Source organism: Candidatus Omnitrophota bacterium (genome assembly GCA_026387175.1).
In the GTDB taxonomy this organism is placed as follows: domain Bacteria; phylum Omnitrophota; class Gorgyraeia; order 2-01-FULL-45-10; family 2-01-FULL-45-10; genus CAIMPC01.
Map to the genome: position 1 here is coordinate 100,931 of JAPLME010000006.1, position 16,084 is coordinate 117,014.

Here is a 16,084-nt window from a genome sequence, read left to right on the forward strand (position 1 = left end):
TGTTCTATCATCCCTTATGTTTCTCTTCCAGGCACTCCTCGTACAGCTTCATTATATCCGCGGCGAGCCTGCTCTTTGAGTATTTCGTCCGGACGGATTCTCTGCCATGCGCCCCCATCGCCAGCCGCCCGGAGCGGTCATCCATCAACCTGATGATCTTGCGGGCGAGATCCGCATGATCGTTCGAATCGGCCAGCAGCCCGTTGTAGCCGTCCTTGACGAGATCGACGACGCCTCCTACGGCGGTCGCTATAACGGGTTTGGCCGACGCCATGGCCTCGATCAACGATACTGGAGTTCCCTCATTCAGAGACGTCAGCACCAGCAGGTCCAGGTCCGAATATACGGATGCCAGATCCTCTATCCAGCCCGTAAATATGACATGATGCTCCAGGCCGATGGCCTTCGCTTCCTCTTTAAGAAACTGGTTAAGCTCTCCGTCCCCTACTACCACAAACCTGATATCGGCGCCGGGTCTTTCATTTAATACGGATCGCGCCGCCTTCAGAAACATCTTATGGTTTTTGATAGGGACCAGGCGCCCCACTATCCCGATAAGCATGACCTTATCATCGACACCCAGTCTTTTTCTGAACCAGCCTCTGTTCTTATCGCATTCAAGGAACCTGCCAAGATCAAGACCAAGCGGTATGACGACGCTCTTCCGCTCCTCTGCGACCCTCAGTCTGTTGATCAAATCATTGCGCACCGCCTCGCTGACGGTTATCACCCTGTCCGTATATAACGCCAAAAATTTTTCTACGCAAACAAATATCCTGGCCTTCAGCGGACTGAAATAACCGTCGAAGACGTGCCCATGGAAAGTGTGGATCTTTATAGGGACGCCGGCGAATATCGCGGCGAGCCTGCCGAGCGCTCCCGCCTTAGCCGTGTGCGTATGCACAATGTCGGGTTTCTCGGACCTCATGATGCTGTAAAGCTTTAAAAACGTCTTGAGGTCATTTTTTAATGATATCTCCCTGCCCATCTCGGGAACGACAACAGGCTCTACACCATAGTCTTTGGCGAGATAGCCCATATCTCCCTCCGACTTGCTAACCGTTCCGCAAACAAGCGTATCCTTATATCCATTGCCGTTTAAAGAGCTCGACAGCAATATCGAATGTATGGCCGGACCACCTATATTAAGCCGAGTTATTATCCTGAGGATCTTAACCATGGTTCTTCGGTCCTATATCAATTTAGTGAACGCGATAAAAATAACGTAGAAGATCGCGGAGCACAAGAGCCACCCCGCGATAATAAGCCCTGCGTGTTTCCGGCACATATTAAAAACCTCTGTGAAAAATCCGTAACTGGCTGAAGAGAGAATGTTGTGGCGCGCGTAGATCAGGATGGGGGCCGCGATATTTCTTGTACATGAATAAAATATGGCCGATCTAAATGAACTTGACAGGCCGACCATTATCCTATACGTCAAGCTGTCCGCAACAATTTTCTGATATACCATCTTCCGATCAGCCCTTATTAATCACTTTTATGACCGTCCAGGTGACATTATAATTTTTTGTTTCGAAACTGAACCCAAGGCCTATATTAAACACTCCCGCTCCGGCATACATGCGTAAGCTATCGAGCCTTTTATACGCAAGCATTTCAATTAAAACGGTTACTCTTTTAGAAGTCGGGTCAATAAACGCCTTCGCTTCTCCGGCTGCGGCAGAATCTTTTAGCGTCATCTCCACAGGCTCGACTTTGAGTATCTTTTCTATGCGCGCTATAATAGTCCCATCGGCACCCCGCATCACATCGCCCTCTTTCATGATATCGGTCACAAAAACAGGTACCAACGCAACGGCCTCGCATCGTATATGCACATTTTCGACCTTCACCCATGAAGGATCATCGGCGAGCCTTATCCATTTAAACGCGAAGAGCGCAATAAAGGCTATGACGAAAAGAACGAACAGATCAAAGATATTTATCAGTCCGAAAATCCTTCCCTTTTCATCGATAACCTTCATACCGTCTCCCTTTTTTAATTGATATATTTTTTTGCTTTGTAATAAAGAATAGCGAGATATTCGTGCAGTATGCCCCTTATCTGTTTTAATTCAATGCCATGCTCCCTTGAGTAATAGCTGCCTTTTTTTATGGGAACATAATAAATGTTCATTCCTTTCAGGTACTTATCGCACAACAGCTTCACCCTCAACATATGATAAGGAGAGCTTACGATTATGGCGCTCGTCCATCCCCTCGCCCCAGCAAGGTCTTTTAAGTGAAGTATCATTTCATAGGTATTGGCTGGGGATTCGTCCAATAGTATCGCTTCGGGCTTCACTCCCAACTCGACAGAAAGCGCTTTCATGACCTGCGCCTCCCGCATGATAAAGCTATATCCGCTCGAATACAGTATCTTGTCGGAATAATGTGATTTGTACAGATCTATAGCAAGGGCTACTCTCTCTTCATAGCTCTGTCCGACTTTGCCGGATTCCCCTACGCCGCCGCCCAAAACCATTATCACGTCCGCCTTCGCGGGCGCATCGCTGATCTTCAGGGGGTTTGCCATATACCATAAGAGAGATGTATGGAATAATACGGCGTAAACGAGCAATGCCCCGGCAGCGACCGGCAGAAACCGTCTTTTTGTGCCTTTGTATATCTTTACCAGGTTCGCTTTCCATAACGTATCTTTTTGTTTTGCCTTTTCCTGCGCAACCTGCTCCACCAGGGCCGACATCTGCGCCACCTTGTTGGCCCACGAATTCTTCTCTGCCGTCTCCATAAAAAGCTGGCGCTCGGCCTCGCTTACGGGCTTCTCTATGGCTTCGCGCACTTGCGCGGAAAAGGCCTCCGCTGACTCGGCGACCATTACCACGGCGCCGTTCTCGGAGTTGAATTTCACGACTTCCGGCAAACCCGTGGAAACTACCTTCTTGCCGAGCGAGAGATACTCGTTCAGTTTAGTCGGATAGACGTTCCTGGTATACTCGGTTATCTTATAGGGTATCAATGCGACATCAAACTCCCGCACATATAGCGGCAACTCATCCCGTCCCTTTTGGCCGAGGAAAAAGACATTCGGCAGATCCTTAACCTGTGAGGTATCGGTCTGTATCGGCCCACAGAATACAAAGTTGGCGTCTTTGTTGCGCGTCGCCGCCGTGCGCACCAGATCGAAATCTATCCATTTATGGATGCCCCCCAGATACCCGACGATCGGATGCCCTATACGCCCTATGTCCTCCGGAACCAGCGAGGTATTGGTCAGGGCTTTCGCGAAATTCTCAATATTGACGCCAAAAGGAAAGTAATGGACCTTCTTGCTCCACTGCGAACAGTATCTGAAAAGCTCCATGCTGGTCACGAATACGAGATCCGACCGCTTCACCATCTTCTCTTCCGTGCGCTTTATATTCTTAGCGCCCTTGGAGCTCACCTGGAAGGAATCTATACAATAATAGATAAGGACTTTCGGGTCTATCTTCTCGATTATGTCCAGGCTCAATCCTGTAGGCAGAAAGTCCCATATTATCGGATCAGAGAAACCCACCGCCTTAAGCCATTTGAAGAGGACCGAGAATACGAGCTTGCGGTTCAAAAATCTGGCGGGGCGCAAATACGGAAACGGCAATACGAGCGGCGAATAGACATACAGGCCGTCCTCTATTTTCCTGATGCCGTGCAGCCCTTTTCCCCAGTTGGCAAGGCGGCTTCGTATCCTGCCGATATCCCGCACATTAGGAGCCCTGGCGCCCGTATTTTCTATAAAAAGCACCCTATCGCCGCTTCTGGCGAGCCTCGTCATGATCTCCTGATGGCCCTGCCAAATGAAATCCCAATCGATGCTTGATATGCATATAATATTCTGATGTTTTTGCATGTTTTCCATTCAAAATTTGTAGTGGAAGTGATTTTACCATACTGTTTATCATATCTCAATTTAATTATATAGATATGATATGAGAGAAATATTATTTATTGGATAGCCGGAGAGCTTTAGCAGAATGGCAACCGGATGCGAATTTTAAAGCAAATATCTAACTTTTTAATTTATTCTTAACAAGTATGCCCGGCAGATGATCTACCCAGTTATACGCTCCCGATACCTTCATCTTAAATCTAAAGATATTGTCGGTGCCGTATACCCGTATCCTTCTGGCAACGAAAGGCTCTTCTTCCGAATTATCCATACCCATGATATTTGTGAACGCTTTTGAATATCCTGCGTCCCTTAGCAGGCGTTCGGTGGCTTTATTGAACGATCTTCGGCTGCCGAAAGGATAGGAAAAATACCTGACATCGCATCCCACCATATCCCTTATCCTTTCCCGCGATGCCGACGCCTCGTGACTGGCCGACTTCTCATCCAGATCGGACATCGTCTTGTGAGTGCATGAATGGGAACCGATTTCGACGCCGCAGGAGCTCATATCCTTGACCTGCGCCCATGTTAACGGCCTTAACGGCTGAGCGTTATTGAAAAGCCGATCGGATCCGAGCCTGGAATCGATAAAATCCGTAGTGATGAACAGGATCGACCGCGCGCCATACCGCTTCAGCAGCGGAAAAGCGTTTGTATAAACGTTCTCGAATCCATCATCGAAGGTAAGTAGATAGCTTCTGCCACAAGTCGAGAGATAGCGCATCTGTTCCTCAAACCGCTCCGGCGTCACATTGATCTTTTGCGGATCCGACGAAGGATCTATATCGCCGATGGAATGATAGACGAGAACGACGTTCCGTTTACGGTAAAACGGCGTTATGAAAATATATGCGAGGAAGCTTATAAGGTCTTTAACGAGCTGCACCATCTTTTACGGCCTTTACGACATAATTTATGGCTAAAAATCTGCTCGAAACAAAGTTAAGCTTTTTTGAAAGATAAAGAGATAGCCTCGGATTTATCCTATTCAATAGGGACAACCTGAAGACATGAAACACTGTCCGCTCAACCCTGAAACCGTATTTCTTTAATAAAAGTTCCAGTTCTTTTCCACAAAGCAGCTTGGGCTCAAAATCGTAATTCATAAAAGACCCGGAGATGTCCGCCTTGATTATCTTTCGTGAGACCTTAAGAAACGCGCGTAGATAATAATCGAGTTTGTTCGTAATGCTGGAAGCATTCGGCGCGGTGAAGATGGCGATACCATTCTTCCCTGTAACGCGGGCGACCTCCCTGATGCCGGCCTCAACGTTATCGAGATATTCCAGCACCCCAGCGCATACCACAGCGTCAAAGAAACCATCCTGGAACCCAAGCTTTTCTATGTTTCCTACGGAAAATTCGGCGTTCCTGAACTTTTTACCGTTTGCAATGGCTATCATTTCGCTTGAGACATCGACCCCATACAGCCTGCCACACCTTCCGGAAAGCTCATCCGTATATACGCCGGGACCGCATCCTATATCCAATATTCTCTTGCGATCGGCTCCAAGCATAGTAAGCACGATTCTTTTTCTTTCCGCAAATATAAAAGATCTCAGATCGTTAATCCGCCCATATTTACCGTTGTACTCAACAGCCTGGTCATCAAAATATTTAATTACTTTTTCTTTCATAATATACCTATGATTTTAGCCGCAATTCCTTCGAGATCTCTTCTTTTACCGCATCGACAAGCCCCGAGGCAATGACCTCGTTTCCTTTCTCGGTCAGATGAACTATATCATAATAGACTTCTTCGGAAGGGTGTTTCAAAAGTTCAGTGTGAATATCGACTGTCTTTACGGACATATCCCGCGCGATCTCGTCTATCGCGTTCCGCGTCAACGCGTGAAGATAGTAATAGATATCTTCCCTCGTCACAGGCTGTCCGGCATTCACCTTTACCCTAATGGCCTCTACCTGCTTAGGGTCGAAGTACATATCGTATCCTTTTATAACCGTTCCCTGCTTAGCCAGTATGATCCCTATGCCGTGTTCTCTGGCCTTCGCGACCAGTTCCCGCAGATTTTTCGAAAACTCCCGCATGATCTTGGCAATAAGCTCTTTGCTATACACCTTTTTCTTAAAAATACAATTCTTCTCTATTATGATCGAAAATAAGAGGCTCTTCGAATATAATAAATTGAAAAGATGCGGAACCGCCGCAAAGTGCCTCGTGACAGGGCTAAGGTCATCCACCCTATGATAATCATTAAACGCTTCGTAGAAAGTTATCAGGTCCGGCCGGTATCTGAGAATTTCGTTCGTGAAAAGGCTCAGGATGGTTTTTGATGTGCTGCCCATATAACCGGCGTTCATAACCTCGGCCCTCACCGGCAGATCGATCGCATTCAGCTTTTTCTCGAGTATAGACGGATAATCGTTTCCGTCTTCGACCTCAAGCCCTTCCGTAGAAGACCCACCAAGGCAAAATATCCTGTAAACACCATCCGGCTTTTCTGCCGAAAATTCTTTGCCTCTAAATCCAAGACTGTTGACCGCTACCTTAAATTCCCTGGATCCATAACGCTGATTATAAACTCCCGGCTTGGACTTGCAATATTTCGTGCCGTCAGGCATTTTAATGATCTCATGCTTTACCCTGTCATACATAACGATCTTCTCGGAAGGCCCATTATTCCCGGCACCCTGATGCCTCACATCAAAACCATAGGAAAGATACCGTCCGGTCTTATACTTAAGAGCGAAATAGGTGCGCGCGCCAAGCTCAAGACAGGTGACAAGCAGTATTAACGGTATAAACGAAAAGATAACTATCTTCAGGGGATGCTGCTTATTTACCATGCGTAGGCCTTCTATTTTTTTGTAAAATAATTTTTCGAATGCGATGCGGTCTTCAATAGCTGCATCAATCCTATATTGTCAATCCTCGATATGCCTATTGCATAGATCAGCTGGAACATCTTTTCATATAGCGCTTCCAAGGGAAGCTTTATCAAAAATTTCACCAGGCCCGCGGGAAGACGTAAGGCGACACCGAGCGCAAAGACCTTCTGGAGGTTTTGCATCTGGCGGGCCTTCTCCATCTTGACGGGGCTCGTCATGAAATATGAGCTTTCCATATTTCCGAAATCATGGCCGCTCGACAGGTAACCGTTGCTTGAAGCGTATTCGAATATCTCCGTTCCGGGATAGGGCTGAAGCAAAGAGCACCAGGCATACGTCGGATGGATGCGCTTGTTCAGCAAAAATGTCTTAAACGCATTCTCGATGGTCTCCCCGGGAGTTCCGACGATATTATAGGTAAGCAATCTGATCCGATGTTCTTTTATTATAGCCGTCGCGGATTCTATCTGGCCTATGGTCACCTCTTTCTTCAGGATGTCGTTCCTCATATGATCGTCCCCCGATTCGATGCCGAGCCTTATCGAAAAACACCCTGCGCCCTTCATCTTTTTCACAAGGTCCCGCGTTACAAGGTTCGCCCGCGCGGTGCAGCTGAACGGCAGGCCTATCTCATTTTTATAAATACCGAGGAACTCATCCACCCACTGTTTGGACAGTATAAATGTATCGTCAAGAAAGAAGATGTGCCCCAGCCCGGGATTCTCTGTCTTCAAGGCCCTGATCTCATCGATAACATGCCTGACGCTGCGCCGCCTGATCACTTTCCCGTTGTTCCGGTACATATCGTTATACAGCTTATTGAAACAGAAAGAGCACTGGAAGGGGCAGCCCCTGGCGGTAAGCATGTGCCTGTGTTTCTGTTCTTTGAAAAACCCGTATTTGTCATAGATGCCTCTGTCCGGATACGGAATCGAATCCAGATCGTCTATCAGAGGCCTGAGGCCGTTGGTATATATACGTCCGTCTTTTTTTACCACAAGGTTCCTGATACCGGTTATATCTTTTCCGGATTCCATCGCGTTGACGATGTCCAGTATCGCGCCCTCCCCCTCTCCGCGACAGATGATATCGAATGACGGGTCCTTTGCGATATCAGGGTAGAATGTGGGGTGCGCTCCTCCGCATATTATCGGCGCATCGATACGTGCCTTGACCTTCCGGGCAAGTTCGGACATCCAGGAATATTCGCCTGTGGTTATCGAAAAAGCTATGATGTCCGGCCGGCATTCCTCGGCCTTCTTTATCAGGTCCTTTTCAAGGCTCTCGATGAGAACGTCGGCCCCGTGCCCCGCTTTTTTCAGCACGGCCGACAAGGTCGCGATACCGAGCTTTACAAAAGGGTCCCTCTGTAAAAAAAGTACTTTCATTCCAGCTCCCATAACATCGAAAGGCACTTCTGCATCATACCGAGGCCGTGGCGAAAAGCCTTCATCTTGGATTTACCGCTGATCCTCTTCTTATAGTGAACGGGCATCTCGGCCATCTTCAATCTCAGCTTTGCGGCTCCATACAGAAGATCAAAGTCGCCCCACTTGCAGTCCTTCATCTCGATATGCCGGTAATGACGCTTCAGGAGCGCCTTGGTGCCGCAGAGCGTATCGGTATTACGCTGCCCCATTATGATGCTCATCATGATGCCGAACATCTTGTTACCGATATAATTGGCGAACTTCATCGCCTCTTTCTCCATCGGGTATACCATCCTGGTGCCGTTCACGAACTCAGCGGTCCCGTCGGCGATGGCATTGAAGAACTTGGGGATATCTTCCGGCATTACGGCCATATCGGCGTCCAGTATCATAAGCACATCGCCTTTCGCGCTTTCAAAACCCGTGCGCACGGCGTTCCCCTTACCAAGGTTCTTCTCTATGCGTACCACCCTGACACCCTCGATCTCTTTCGCCATCTTCCGGGCTATATCATACGTCCTGTCCGTCGACCCGTCATCGACGATGAGGATCTCCGTCTGCGCCCCGACTCTGGGCACCCTCCTCACGCACTCCTCAACATTGCCCTCCTCGTTATGGCACGGCACTATGACGGAGCACGACAGCTTGTCCCTTTTCGAAAGGCGCTGCCGTTTTCGGCAGACCGCATATTGGACAAAGGATATATTATTTATAACAAAGACTCGCGGTATGATCTTATTGATGATCTTCGATATCAGCGGGATCCGGACCGGAAGGGCCAATCTGAACCCTTTCTCGGAAATATCGTAATCCGCCACTTCCAGTATATTGCATATGTCCCTGAGCGTGACAAAATTACGGGGCGCATCCGGCGTCCTCAACCCAAGCTTCGCGCCCAGCCGTATCACGGGGGCCCACAGGGGATTTATATTATTGATCAATATTTTCGTATCATCGCCGGCCCATTCTCTCAGCCGGCCGAAGAACAGGCACAGGTCCTCGGTATAATCCAGAAGATTGGAGAGTATTATGTAATCGAAATCCTGCCTCGGTTCGAGCGTCCATATGTCCCCTTTCACAAGATCCAGGTCCGGATGCTTCTTCTTTGCGGCCTCTATCATATTCCCGCTTATGTCCATACCGAATCCATACAACGGCTTTACGGCAGCCAGTAGGCTCCCCGTCGCACAACCGACCTCCAGTACCCGCGAATCCGGCGGTATGATCTGGCAGTAAAACCTTGTCACCTGGTCGTGGTAGTACCCGTTCTTCCTTTTGTAAGAATCGTAATTATCGGCTATGGAATCGAAATGCTTGCGAACCTGATCAATCATTTTTCCTGTATTCTCCTATGCAGTAGAAGCCCAGATCAACCGGAACATATGCGGGAAATACGCGCGTTCCGCAAAGAGACATCTGTTTATCCAGCGCCCCGAGTATCGAGCTGTGGCTATTCGGGTGTATCTCATCATCATCGCGGCCAATGAGCTTAAAGAGCATCTTTGTCACCGCATTCTTTACGGGAAAACCCGCAACCAGGCAACCGCCTTTTTTTATCACTCGCTTCATCTCGCTGATCGCGTCGCCAAGCTTGACCACATGTTCCAGCACGCTCATGCAGACGACCGTATCAAAGCTCCCGTTCTTGTATGGCAGGCGCAGAATATCCGCCCTGCTGAAGCCGATCCGTTTCAGGCCCTCCTTTTCCATCGCGCTCTTCACCCTTCCGAGGAGCGGATGGATATCCATCGCATGGAGATCTTTAGCCCTGCGCGAAAGGGCCGGCAGAAATAATCCGTAACCGCATCCTATCTCCAGCACCTTATCGGACTCCGGCATCCGCGGCAGCGCCATCTTGTAGCGGTGACGGTAAACCAGGCCGTAAAGAGGGTGATAGACGAGCTGCGCGAGCAGATCGAGCTCTTCATCTCCCCACGCTTCCTGATAATGCCGATGATCGGGCAGTTTAAAACGCTGTTTATTCATCATATAGAAGGGCGAACAGCCTTTATGTACAACGAACCTGAGAACTCGCGCAGAATCGGAGTTGCCTCGAACATACGTCCCATCGCCGAAACCATACCGATCAAGGACCGGGGCACATACGGATGCAGCCAGTCAAAAGGCGCTATCTCGATCTCCCTAAAGCCCGATTCCCGCAATGTCTTCCTTAACTTCCATCGGACAAATGCGGTCTCATTCGGCGAAACTTTAGGAAATAGGCCGCGGAACCTGCGCTCGGCCCAAACTTGCGGATTGAGCATATTGGGTTCGGTAAAACTGATTATACCATTAGGCTTCAGCAGTCGGAAAATTACTTTGAGCGCTTCCTGGAGATCAAGATGATGTAAGATCGAAGAGCCGATGATCGCGTCGAACGGGCCGTCCATATCGCAATCCTCAAATCGCCTTTTCACAAAGCGGACCCTGTCTTCCGGCAAATGCCGCGCCCTTGCCTTATTCAGCAGATCTTCCGAAATATCGACGGCCACTATACAGGCCCCTTTTTTGGCAAAGATCTCGGTGAAGAGCCCTGTGCCGCAACCGATCTCCAGGACACGCGCGCCCGGACGAAGCCGCGCGCCGGAGGCCACCATCTCCGCGCGCCGTTCGGCGCGCAAACGGCCGGCCGGCGTGGCCCATCCCCAGAGCAGTTCGGTATCGCCTTCGGCGAGATATTTTCCATGTTCTATCTCGTGAGCGGCCCGTGTATTCATGCGTGAGACCTCGGAGCCAGAGCGCGTATGCCATCTATTATCATAAGTATACCGCCCGCCGTAAATACTAACAGGAGCGGCTCTACCGACCAACGATGCCGTGCCTCTACGAAATAGAGCGAATGCGTGAACGTGAGCGCGGCGAAGAAGAGGCAGATCAGGACAATGGCCGGCTTTTCGCCTTTCTTCGAAACGAATAGACGATAGAAGATCGAGAGAAGCGCCGGAAGGAGAATGGCGAGGTAGTATATCTTATATAGGCCCATCCACCGTTTCGGGTAAAGCCCTCCCTGGTGCGGGGAAAAATACCAGAAATAGCCCATCTTTTTGATTATCCTCTTAATGAATCCCATCGGATCATCTTTGAAATAACCGACCGTGAGTTTTTTAAGGTACTCTCCCTGCTCCAGCTCGTTCATCTTATAAAACTCTTCCGGAAGCTCCGAAGCCATCTTATCCACCGTCGTGACATTATCCTCGATATAGAGGGAGCCCGTCGTCCCGGGCGCGTTGCCGCACCAGAGGGCCTCCCATTTATTGGTCTGAAGCAGGACCGGTTTCCCGAAGACGATCCAGTTCCTGACGATCCACGGAGACAGGATGGCCCCGCTTATCGCCAATATGGCGAATGTCAATGACAACCACTTCCGCAGGGCTTCATGCGACACGATACAGAACCATGCAAGACCGAGGACCAGGAACGGCAGGGTGGTGAACCTGAAGTTGATCGCCAGCCCGGCGGCGATCCCGACAAATGCCGCGTTTCTTAAGTCCGGCCTTTCTTTCAGGCGGATGAGCGACCAGGTCAGAAGTATGAACAGGAAAGAATAGACGTTCATAGCATGCAGTTTCGATGTCGAATAGACGATGAACGGCGGATAGAGCGCCGCGAGGGCCGCGGCAATGATCGCGGCCTTTCTGTCAAATATGCTCCGCGCAATCAGAAAGATCGGCGCAGATATAAGCGACGTCACCACGATCTGTATAAAAACGACATAGAGCGGGTTATGTCCGAATAATTTATATATGGTGAAACACAGGAGTATGTATCCGGGGGCCTCTAGGCCGTAATAATTTGTATGAAAATGCCTGTAATAAAACCCTCCCCCGTTCAGCATGTTATTGACTATCGATTCGTATTCGAAGAGGCCCGGTTTCATATAGACGCCTGAACCGAATAAGAAGACGAGCTTCACCACGATCGAAAGGATCACCAGGAGCGCTATTATATTCTTATCACGCATGCTATGGCCTCACCGGTACACTATCCTGTATCTTAAAAGCGCCGCGGCAAGGCTTACGTACGCCTTGTAGTTCATGGGATCTTCCTTGATGGCCCTGAGATACCATCTCCGGCTCGCCCTGAAATCGCGGTTATGATGATGCATCCTGCCTCCTGCGATCATAACGGACGCCCGGCGCTTCCGTACCATCGCATCGATCCCATCCTGTGATCTGTCGATCCGGGCAAAGTTCCTGTCGAGGAGCTTTAAAGTATTGACGGCATTGGATTCCGCGCTTCGTAAAAAGGCCCCCGTCTCCGTCACCCTGTAAAACGCAAGTGAATCCGGCAGGAAATGGAATCGGTATCTCTGCGATAATCGCATCCAGTAATCATAGTCCTCTATCGTAAAAAGCTCTTTGTCTTCGGAGTATTTCATGCCGTCGTCGAAGACGATCTTCCTCCGGAGGACGACCGCCGAAGAGTGCATGCAATTGCCTTTGAAGAGCAGCTTATTATACATGTTATCCGCGAGCGGGCCGAACGAAGTATGCCTTAATACCTTTCCGTTGTAGACCACGGCCTCATTATGAAAAACGAGATCGACGCCGGGGTTCTCATCGAGTATCTCCCTGCAGCGCGCAAGCTTATCTTCGCGCCAGGTATCATCCCCGTCGAGAAGAGCGATATATTTGCCGCGGGCAAGGCTCATACCCCTGTTCCTGCCGCATGCGGGCAGACCGCTGTTCTCCTGATAAAAATATTTAACTCTTTTATCGTCGATCCCGGCAATGATCTCCCTGGTATCATCTTTAGAGCCATCGTCGAAGACGATGACCTCGAGGTCGGCAAAAGTCTGTTTAAGGACGGACCTGACCGTTTCCTCTATATACTTGCCGTGATTATATGCCGCTATTACTACGCTGATCTCAGGCACCTTTTCCACAGCGTTCCTTTCTCATGGCCTTCATGGACAAAAGACCTTCCCGCAACCCCAGAGACACGAACCCTATCTCGCTCTCGATCTTCTCTGTGCGGTATGACGTGTTCTTCGGTCTCGGCGCTATATTCGGAAAGAAACTGCTATCGACGGGCTTGATCAGGCGCGCATCCAGCCCGAACACATCCGCAATGAGAAGCGCATAATCATAACGGCTGACTATGTCCCGCCCCGCGATATGATAAGTCCCCTTCTTGTCCATTTCGAGAAGCGACCAGATCGCTTCGGCGCAATTATAGGCGCACAACGGATTATCGTAAACATCCACGACCATATTGACGTCCTTGCCGGAGCCGAGGGAGTCGATCAGGGCCGTGACGAGGTTCTTCCTTTCGCCTTCGTGGTTCCATCCGTACATCAGTATCGGCCTGACGATGATATTGTCCTCTAACGCTTTCTTGACCATGATCTCGCAATCTAATTTCATGGCTCCGTATTTATTGATCGGGTTGACCTTGTCGTTCTCTCCGTAAGGGGCATGCTCCCCGTCAAAAACGGCATTGGTCGATATATATACAAGCTTTGCCTTTGCTTTTTCGCACAGTTCGACGATATTCTTTGTCCCCAGCACATTGGACCGGTATGCAAGGTCATAATGCCTCTCGCAAAAATCGACATCCGCCGCGCCTGCAGTATGGATGACGGCGTCGATCTTCTTCGCCAGGAATACCGCCTCGAGCGCGCCGCGATCCTGCACGTCCGCCGGATAATACGTTATGTCGGGCCCGTTCGCCATCCCATACTTGCCCAAATAGACGCCGGCGACCTTATGCGAAGGTTTTTTTGTATCGATGAGCGCCCTGCCCAACAGCCCCGTAGCGCCGGTTATCAAAATATTCATCTCTGTCCTTTTAAAAAATATCTCAACTTCTTCAGCATGGCACCGCGTCTTGTCGGCGCACCCAGGCAGTGCTGACAGGCGGTAGGAAGGGGCGTCCCCTTATTCCTGATATTATCCAGCAACGGCGCGCTCTTCTCCAGTATCGCTCCGAGCGTATCTTTCTGGATATTTCCAAGCGAGACTTTACCATCATACGCCATGCAGCATGGAACGACATCGCCGCTTGACAGCACCCCCAATATCCTGCTATTGCACGGCCTGGCTTTTTTCACAGGATAGAATTTCTCAATCCTCCGGCCGTAAATGAAAGGCTTTATCTTCAACGAAATATTATCAGCAACTCTCAACCCCGGCTCCAGCATATAATTCGCACTAACATCTGCAAGATAACCATCGACAAGGTCGGCGTCGTATCGGTACGAGGGGATCCAAGCCTGCATCTCCCGTAAGAAGCCTTTGCTGTCGATCTTCAGGTCTTTTACAGTATCATATACGGAAGGATCACCCTGCTCAAGTCCAAGCAGCTGCTTCAATCTGCCGGTCCCGGATATAAAATTGCATGCAATATCAACGGTGACGTTCGAGGTGGTGTTGCGGACCGCTTTCAGGAATGCAAATATCCCATCCTTGTATTGCTGAAAATCGTATCCTGTCTTACGAACGCGGGAGAACAATCCGGCGCTCAATACCTGCAGCGACACCTTGATATATTCCGGGCGGGCATCGATTAGCCTATCTATCACCTCTTTTGAATTGAAAAGAAGTCCGTTCGTTACGATCATCACGGGCACCTTGCGCCCCCTGGCGTAACTGATGAAAGAATATATACGCTGATCGAGCAATGGTTCATTGAACTGGCTAAGGCAGAGATGCCGAAACTCTTCCGTCACACATATCGAATCAATGACGCTGAACACGGCCTTATCCGGCAAGATACTGGCCTTATCGCGCCGTAGCGGATAACCGCAAAAATCGCAGTTCATATTGCAAAGGGACATTGTCTCGAGTTGGAGGATGGAGAACCCGTATCGCGTTATGTCAACTTGCTGAAGGCTCATCCGGCCCTCCTGTTGCGCAAACAGTGAAGCAGCCACGTAGCGCGGGTATAAAAGTGATGGTCGTGCAGCATCATATCCACCCTGCGTGAAACCGCGCCTGACAGGGAATTTTCACGCCACCGGATAAAACGCATATTTCTTTCGTATTCCCGCGGAAACGGCAGCGTCTTCTTTACCCGTGCACGCTTAAATATTCCTCTCGCCTTCCCATCCACATAAATCGGTTCCAGACCTTCTGCAACGCTTATCAATGCATTCCTTGAAAAATGGTACAGGTGAGCTATATGAAGTGAACCGAGATAACTACGGGTGGGGCTGTTATAATACTGGGCATTCTTGATGCTCGGCACCGATAGGAAGAGGATCCCGCTGTCCTTGAGAAGACCGCATGCCACCATGACCGCTGCCTTCGGATCTGCCAGATGCTCAAGCACATGGTTCATTATTACCAGGTCGAAGCGATCGCGGATATGCTTCATATCGTCGATGCCACCGTGGCGCAGATCAAGCCCTTTGTTAATGCTTCTGCCATACTCAAGATAGCTATCGTTTAGGTCATACCCCCGGACCTCAGCGCCTGCGTCCAGGAAGGAGGCCAATATTCCTCCGGCGGAACAACCGATCTCCATGACCGATTTACCCTTCAATGTAAACGCCTTGTAATGAGCACGGAGAAAATCCATTATGTACAACCCGTTCGTCCGCTGCGCCTTGAAATGCGCGGATATGCTTGACGTTCCGGAATTGAAATAGAGGTCTTGGTACTCCTTGCTGTAGAATTCTCTTAAAGAACGATCGTCGAGGCGGGGGTCTGTGCGTAATATACCGCAAGACTTGCAAATCACCGTATTCAAACTGAACCCGTAGCGGTCAGTTTCAGCGATAATCGCCGCATCGCCGGAACCGCACAGACATCGGCAGTGTTCAAGCGCATAGATCCCGCTCCCGATCTTCTCCTGGATAGCATCCCGTAGCTTTATCTGTTCATCGCTTAACGGCAGGTGCGCTATGTTCGAGAATTGGTATTTCTTCGATATTATTTTGCGATCGTGCGTGCTCATCTTATGACCCATT

Annotated in this window: 15 protein-coding genes; all 15 read right to left on the bottom strand. The window is 49.6% G+C overall.

Annotated elements, in window-relative coordinates; translation table 11 throughout:
* Window positions 1-7 precede the first annotated feature (7 nt).
* Window positions 8-1,180, bottom strand: a complete 1,173-nt coding sequence (locus NTY76_02395) for a glycosyltransferase family 4 protein (protein MCX5677937.1) — start codon at window positions 1,178-1,180, stop codon at window positions 8-10.
* Between the two features lie 298 nt (window positions 1,181-1,478).
* Window positions 1,479-1,985 (bottom strand): DUF4330 domain-containing protein, encoded by a 507-nt coding sequence (locus tag NTY76_02400; GenBank protein ID MCX5677938.1) that lies wholly within the window; start codon window positions 1,983-1,985, stop codon window positions 1,479-1,481.
* Window positions 1,986-1,999: 14 nt separating this feature from the next.
* A complete protein-coding gene (locus tag NTY76_02405; GenBank protein MCX5677939.1) occupies window positions 2,000-3,850 on the bottom strand; it encodes a YdcF family protein in 1,851 nt (616 codons plus the stop codon).
* Between the two features lie 157 nt (window positions 3,851-4,007).
* Window positions 4,008-4,781: a polysaccharide deacetylase family protein gene (locus tag NTY76_02410; GenBank protein ID MCX5677940.1), complete on the bottom strand. Its 774-nt coding sequence runs from the start codon at window positions 4,779-4,781 to the stop codon at window positions 4,008-4,010.
* On the bottom strand, window positions 4,765-5,529 hold the full coding sequence (locus tag NTY76_02415; protein ID MCX5677941.1) for a methyltransferase domain-containing protein: 765 nt from the start codon (window positions 5,527-5,529) through the stop codon (window positions 4,765-4,767). Before NTY76_02415 ends, NTY76_02410 begins: the two co-directional genes overlap by 17 nt.
* A gap of 7 nt (window positions 5,530-5,536) precedes the next feature.
* The gene (locus NTY76_02420; protein MCX5677942.1) at window positions 5,537-6,700 is read right to left on the bottom strand and encodes an SGNH/GDSL hydrolase family protein; all 1,164 of its coding nucleotides are present in this window, start codon (window positions 6,698-6,700) and stop codon (window positions 5,537-5,539) included.
* 11 nt (window positions 6,701-6,711) lie between these two features.
* Window positions 6,712-8,130: a radical SAM protein gene (locus NTY76_02425; protein ID MCX5677943.1), complete on the bottom strand. Its 1,419-nt coding sequence runs from the start codon at window positions 8,128-8,130 to the stop codon at window positions 6,712-6,714.
* Entirely contained in the window at window positions 8,127-9,506 is a 1,380-nt protein-coding gene (locus tag NTY76_02430) for a glycosyltransferase (GenBank protein ID MCX5677944.1), read from the bottom strand. The genes NTY76_02425 and NTY76_02430 overlap by 4 nt, the downstream gene beginning before the upstream one ends.
* Window positions 9,499-10,161, bottom strand: a complete 663-nt coding sequence (locus tag NTY76_02435) for a class I SAM-dependent methyltransferase (protein ID MCX5677945.1) — start codon at window positions 10,159-10,161, stop codon at window positions 9,499-9,501. The genes NTY76_02430 and NTY76_02435 overlap by 8 nt, the downstream gene beginning before the upstream one ends.
* The gene (locus NTY76_02440; protein MCX5677946.1) at window positions 10,158-10,889 is read right to left on the bottom strand and encodes a class I SAM-dependent methyltransferase; all 732 of its coding nucleotides are present in this window, start codon (window positions 10,887-10,889) and stop codon (window positions 10,158-10,160) included. The genes NTY76_02435 and NTY76_02440 overlap by 4 nt, the downstream gene beginning before the upstream one ends.
* The gene (locus NTY76_02445) at window positions 10,886-12,133 is read right to left on the bottom strand and encodes a glycosyltransferase family 39 protein (GenBank protein ID MCX5677947.1); all 1,248 of its coding nucleotides are present in this window, start codon (window positions 12,131-12,133) and stop codon (window positions 10,886-10,888) included. Before NTY76_02445 ends, NTY76_02440 begins: the two co-directional genes overlap by 4 nt.
* Window positions 12,134-12,142: 9 nt before the next feature.
* Window positions 12,143-13,057 (bottom strand): glycosyltransferase, encoded by a 915-nt coding sequence (locus tag NTY76_02450; protein ID MCX5677948.1) that lies wholly within the window; start codon window positions 13,055-13,057, stop codon window positions 12,143-12,145.
* Window positions 13,041-13,952 carry an SDR family oxidoreductase gene (locus NTY76_02455; GenBank protein MCX5677949.1) on the bottom strand — a complete coding sequence of 304 codons (912 nt, stop codon included), beginning with the start codon at window positions 13,950-13,952 and terminating at the stop codon, window positions 13,041-13,043. The genes NTY76_02450 and NTY76_02455 overlap by 17 nt, the downstream gene beginning before the upstream one ends.
* Complete coding sequence (locus tag NTY76_02460; protein ID MCX5677950.1) at window positions 13,949-15,010, bottom strand: radical SAM protein; 1,062 nt, start codon at window positions 15,008-15,010, stop codon at window positions 13,949-13,951. Before NTY76_02460 ends, NTY76_02455 begins: the two co-directional genes overlap by 4 nt.
* Window positions 15,007-16,071, bottom strand: coding sequence for a methyltransferase domain-containing protein (locus NTY76_02465; GenBank protein ID MCX5677951.1), 1,065 nt, complete (start codon window positions 16,069-16,071; stop codon window positions 15,007-15,009). The genes NTY76_02460 and NTY76_02465 overlap by 4 nt, the downstream gene beginning before the upstream one ends.
* Window positions 16,072-16,084: the final 13 nt, after the last annotated feature.

What these genes read in the sequence shown, in the direction of transcription:
- NTY76_02395 (MCX5677937.1), bottom strand. Translation starts at nt 1,180, where the DNA reads ATGGTTAAGATCCTCAGGATAATAACTCGGCTTAATATAGGTGGTCCG.
- NTY76_02400 (MCX5677938.1), bottom strand. Translation starts at nt 1,985, where the DNA reads ATGAAGGTTATCGATGAAAAGGGAAGGATTTTCGGACTGATAAATATC.
- NTY76_02405 (MCX5677939.1), bottom strand. Translation starts at nt 3,850, where the DNA reads ATGCAAAAACATCAGAATATTATATGCATATCAAGCATCGATTGGGAT.
- NTY76_02410 (MCX5677940.1), bottom strand. Translation starts at nt 4,781, where the DNA reads ATGGTGCAGCTCGTTAAAGACCTTATAAGCTTCCTCGCATATATTTTC.
- NTY76_02415 (MCX5677941.1), bottom strand. Translation starts at nt 5,529, where the DNA reads ATGAAAGAAAAAGTAATTAAATATTTTGATGACCAGGCTGTTGAGTAC.
- NTY76_02420 (MCX5677942.1), bottom strand. Translation starts at nt 6,700, where the DNA reads ATGGTAAATAAGCAGCATCCCCTGAAGATAGTTATCTTTTCGTTTATA.
- NTY76_02425 (MCX5677943.1), bottom strand. Translation starts at nt 8,130, where the DNA reads ATGAAAGTACTTTTTTTACAGAGGGACCCTTTTGTAAAGCTCGGTATC.
- NTY76_02430 (MCX5677944.1), bottom strand. Translation starts at nt 9,506, where the DNA reads ATGATTGATCAGGTTCGCAAGCATTTCGATTCCATAGCCGATAATTAC.
- NTY76_02435 (MCX5677945.1), bottom strand. Translation starts at nt 10,161, where the DNA reads ATGATGAATAAACAGCGTTTTAAACTGCCCGATCATCGGCATTATCAG.
- NTY76_02440 (MCX5677946.1), bottom strand. Translation starts at nt 10,889, where the DNA reads ATGAATACACGGGCCGCTCACGAGATAGAACATGGAAAATATCTCGCC.
- NTY76_02445 (MCX5677947.1), bottom strand. Translation starts at nt 12,133, where the DNA reads ATGCGTGATAAGAATATAATAGCGCTCCTGGTGATCCTTTCGATCGTG.
- NTY76_02455 (MCX5677949.1), bottom strand. Translation starts at nt 13,952, where the DNA reads ATGAATATTTTGATAACCGGCGCTACGGGGCTGTTGGGCAGGGCGCTC.
- NTY76_02460 (MCX5677950.1), bottom strand. Translation starts at nt 15,010, where the DNA reads ATGAGCCTTCAGCAAGTTGACATAACGCGATACGGGTTCTCCATCCTC.
- NTY76_02465 (MCX5677951.1), bottom strand. Translation starts at nt 16,071, where the DNA reads ATGAGCACGCACGATCGCAAAATAATATCGAAGAAATACCAATTCTCG.